Raw genomic sequence first — 833 nt, forward strand, 5'->3', positions numbered from 1 at the left:
AAACATGAAACATCAAACAAACCAGCTAATATACTAGTAAAAGACGACAACAGAAGAGCTTTACAGATTCCGTTGCACGCTTCAAACACTGGTTTAGAACTAAATCCTAGATAATCTTAAAAAATGAAAATTATGAAATTATTAAAATATAATAAAATTGCGGTTTTAGCTCTAGTTTCGATAACTCTATTTTCATGTGGAAGCGATGACCTGCCAGGAGAAAGCCAATTAGATTTTACACAACCTGAAAAAACAGCTTTAGATAATTGGATTGATGGAATTTACTTAGATCAATACAATATTAATGTGCAATATAAATGGAACCAAAATACAGTAGACAATAGCCGTTATTTGTTCCCGCCAGAAATTGATAAAGTGAAACCAGCACTAGAAATAGTTCAAACAATATGGCTAAAAAGTTATGCCGCAATTGGAGGTCCAGATTTCGTAAAGAAAATAGCGCCAAGAGAAATTGTTTTGGTTGGAGGAGTTAACTTAAATAGTGTAGGAACGAGAACTTTAGGTTTGGCTGAAGGAGGACAAAGAGTTACTTTGTTTGAAACAGATTATATCGATCAAACAAATCGTGCAAACGTATCAGAGTTTATTCATACAATTCAGCATGAGTACATTCACATTCTAAATCAGAACAAACCTTTTGATGAAAAAACTTGGAAAACATTGACGCCAGGAGGTTATACTGCAGATTGGTATAATTATGAAATTCCAGAATCAAATGAACTTGGATTTATTACAAGTTACGCAAGATCAAACATCAATGAAGATTTTGCAGAAACGGCTTCTATGATTTTAATTTATTCAAAAGACGAATA

The 833-nt window shown here is 32.7% G+C and carries 1 protein-coding gene; it reads left to right on the plus strand.

The genetic code is table 11. The annotated features are described in order from the left end of the window. Positions 1-132 precede the first annotated feature (132 nt). Positions 133-833: substrate import-associated zinc metallohydrolase lipoprotein (locus tag B3J44_RS00405; protein WP_286964854.1), on the plus strand; the 701-nt coding region annotated here is incomplete at its 3' end.

The sequence above is a fragment of the Flavobacterium sp. UBA4854 genome, from assembly GCF_002399805.1.
Classification (GTDB): Bacteria; Bacteroidota; Bacteroidia; order Flavobacteriales; family Flavobacteriaceae; genus Flavobacterium; species Flavobacterium ginsengisoli.